Source organism: Mesorhizobium sp. M7A.F.Ca.US.005.03.2.1, assembly GCF_003997795.1.
Taxonomy (GTDB): domain Bacteria; phylum Pseudomonadota; class Alphaproteobacteria; order Rhizobiales; family Rhizobiaceae; genus Mesorhizobium; species Mesorhizobium ciceri.
In genome coordinates this window covers 1-2706 of record NZ_RZRP01000841.1, presented here as the reverse complement: position 1 = coordinate 2706, position 2706 = coordinate 1, and the positions used below count along the sequence as shown (strand labels likewise).

Below are 2706 nucleotides of genomic sequence, written 5' to 3'. Positions count from 1 at the left end.
GCTGGTTCGCGACGGCAAGGTTTTGTGGCGCCATGTCGGCATCGCTTCGATGACCATGCGCAAGCTCGACCCCGCCTTCATCGGCCGCCACCTCGCCCGCGTCGGCGCCAAGGCGCTGGGAAGCGTCGGCGCCTATCAGATCGAAGGCGAAGGCATTCAATTGTTCGAGAAAATCGAGGGCGATCATTTCACCATTGTCGGCCTGCCGCTGTTGCCGCTGCTGGCCGAACTGCGAGACCTGGGGGCGATCGATGGCTGAGGCGTCGAAAAAAGCCTTCGTGTCGGGCCATCCGGTCAAGCATTCGCGCTCGCCGAAGATCCATGGTCACTGGCTGGCCAAACATGGCATCGACGGAAGCTACCAGGCCATCGATGTCGCGCCGCAAGACTTTGCCGTGTTCGTGGAAACATTGCAGGCAAACAATTACCGCGGTGGCAACATCACCATCCCGCACAAGGAAGCGGCCTTCGCATTGGCCGAACGCCGCGACCAGGCGGCGCAAGAAATCGGCGCCGTCAACACGCTGTGGTTCGAGGACGGCGTCCTGTGGGGCGGCAACACTGACGGTCACGGCTTTGCCGCCAACCTCGACGATCATGCACCGGGCTGGGCAAGCAAGGGTCCGGCGGTGGTGCTCGGCGCCGGCGGCGCGTCGCGCGCCGTCATCCATGCGCTGAAGGAGCGCGGCGTTGCCGACATCCGCATCGTCAACCGCACTCTGGCCCGAGCGCAGGAATTGCGCGATCGTTTCGGCACCGGTGTCTCGGCGCATGGCATGGCGGCGACCAACGAACTGCTCGGCGATGCCGGCCTGCTGGTCAACACCACCGCGCTCGGCATGCATGGCAATGAAGGCCTGTCGGCGGATCCCGCCCGGCTGCCCGACCATGCCATCGTCACCGACATCGTCTATGTGCCGCTGGAGACGCCGCTGCTCGCGGCCGCCCGCGCGCGAAATCTGAAGACGGTCGACGGTCTTGGCATGCTGCTGCATCAGGCCGTGCCTGGCTTCGAGCGCTGGTTCGGCATCAGGCCGCGGGTGACGGCCGAACTCCGGGCCCTGATCGTCGCCGATCTGGTGCCGAAGCCATGATCGTGCTCGGCCTCACCGGCTCGATCGGCATGGGCAAGTCGACCACGGCAAAAATGTTTGCCGAGGCCGGCGTGCCGGTCCATGATTCCGACGAGACGGTGCATCGCCTCTACGCGGGCAAGGCAGCCCCCCTGGTCGAGGCCGCCTTTCCCGGCACCACATCCGCCGGCATGGTCGATCGTGCCAAACTTGGCGCGCGCGTGCTCGGCGATGCCGCGGCGCTGAAGCGGCTGGAGACCATCATCCACCCGCTGGTGCGCGCCGATGCCGATGCCTTTCTGGCCAGGCATCGCGGATCAGGCGCGCCGATCGCCGTCCTCGACATCCCCCTGCTGTTCGAAACCGGCGGCCGCAACCGCGTCGACAAGGTCGTCGTCGTCACCGCCCCGGCCGCGACCCAGCGCGAACGCGTGCTGGCACGGCCCGGCATGACGGAAGAGAAGCTGGCGTCGATCCTGGCCAAGCAGGTGCCGGACGCGGAAAAGCGCCGTCAGGCCGATTTCATCGTCGACACCGGACAGGGGATGGACGCCGCGCGGGCGGAGGTCGCTGCAATCATCAGCCAGCTGATAGGGGTTGGCAAGCCAGGTGGTTGAGCCCACCGCTCGACCGCCAGCTGTCGATGTGAGAGCCGCTTATCTGCCTGCCGGCTTCGCTCGACACCTCTCCCCCGATCGACGGGGAAGAGGAAAGGTGCAGGGCGATGAGGGGCGGCGCAAACCTGTGCGATTGCCCTGGCCATCATAGTTTCTCATTGCCATTTTGTTCCGCTCTCATGATTCTGCTCCTTTGGAGCGACTGATTCGATGCGTGAGATCATCTTCGACACGGAAACCACCGGCCTCGATTCGCGCGACGACCGCGTGATCGAGCTGGGCGGCGTCGAACTGGTCAACCGTTTCCCGACCGGCAGGACCTTCCACCACTACATCAACCCGCAAGGCCGCGCGATCCATGTCGAGGCACAGGCGGTGCACGGCATCAGCGCGGCGGACCTCGCGGGCAAGCCGACCTTCGCCGAGATCGTACAGGAGTGGCTGGACTTCACCGACGGCGCCAAGCTGGTCGCCCACAACGCCACTTTCGATGTCGGCTTCCTCAACGTCGAATTCGGCCGGCTGGGTCACCCTGTCATCGACAACGGCGTCGTCGTCGACACGCTGGCGCTGGCGCGCCGCAAGCACCCGATGGGTCCTAATTCGCTCGATGCACTCTGCCGGCGCTACGGCATCGACAACACCAAGCGCACCAAGCACGGCGCCCTGCTCGATTCCGAATTGCTGGCCGAAGTCTATATCGAGCTGATCGGCGGCAAGCAGGCGGCCCTCATCCTCGACAGCGCCACCGCGCCGGCCCAGGGCGAGAATGTCCGCCAGATCGAAATCGTCGTCGCCCCGCGCCCGGCGCCACTGCCGCCGCGCGTGACAGAAGCCGAACGTGCCGCGCACGCCGGCATGGTCGGGACATTGGGTGAAAAGGCGCTGTGGCTGAAGGTTCACGGGAACTAAAATCGTCCCGTTGGCGATCCTTGGCGCCCCCCTCTGCCCTGCCGGCGCCTCAATCGTCCCGCCCAAAACAAAAAACCCGGCGCAAGGCCGGGCTTTTCACAATC

The 2706-nt window shown here is 65.6% G+C and carries 4 protein-coding genes; all 4 read left to right on the top strand.

Features of this window, described 5'->3' with window-relative positions; translation table 11 throughout:
- Nucleotides 1–259, top strand: a 259-nt coding sequence (locus EN991_RS31255) for a Maf family protein (protein ID WP_206519284.1), incomplete at its 5' end; no start/stop codon positions are given.
- Entirely contained in the window at nt 252–1094 is an 843-nt protein-coding gene (locus EN991_RS31250; protein ID WP_013528727.1) for a shikimate dehydrogenase, read from the top strand. The genes EN991_RS31255 and EN991_RS31250, both read left to right, overlap by 8 nt.
- Nucleotides 1091–1690 (top strand): dephospho-CoA kinase, encoded by a 600-nt coding sequence (gene coaE, locus EN991_RS31245; RefSeq protein WP_127370194.1) that lies wholly within the window; start codon nt 1091–1093, stop codon nt 1688–1690. Before EN991_RS31250 ends, coaE begins: the two co-directional genes overlap by 4 nt.
- A 210-nt stretch (nt 1691–1900) precedes the next feature.
- Nucleotides 1901–2602 (top strand): DNA polymerase III subunit epsilon, encoded by a 702-nt coding sequence (dnaQ, locus tag EN991_RS31240; RefSeq protein WP_063169604.1) that lies wholly within the window; start codon nt 1901–1903, stop codon nt 2600–2602.
- The last annotated feature ends 104 nt before the right edge of the window (nt 2603–2706 follow it).

Excerpts from the sequence above, each read along its gene's own strand:
- EN991_RS31250 (WP_013528727.1), top strand. The coding sequence starts at position 252 with ATGGCTGAGGCGTCGAAAAAAGCCTTCGTGTCGGGCCATCCGGTCAAG.
- coaE (WP_127370194.1), top strand. The coding sequence starts at position 1,091 with ATGATCGTGCTCGGCCTCACCGGCTCGATCGGCATGGGCAAGTCGACC.
- dnaQ (WP_063169604.1), top strand. The coding sequence starts at position 1,901 with ATGCGTGAGATCATCTTCGACACGGAAACCACCGGCCTCGATTCGCGC.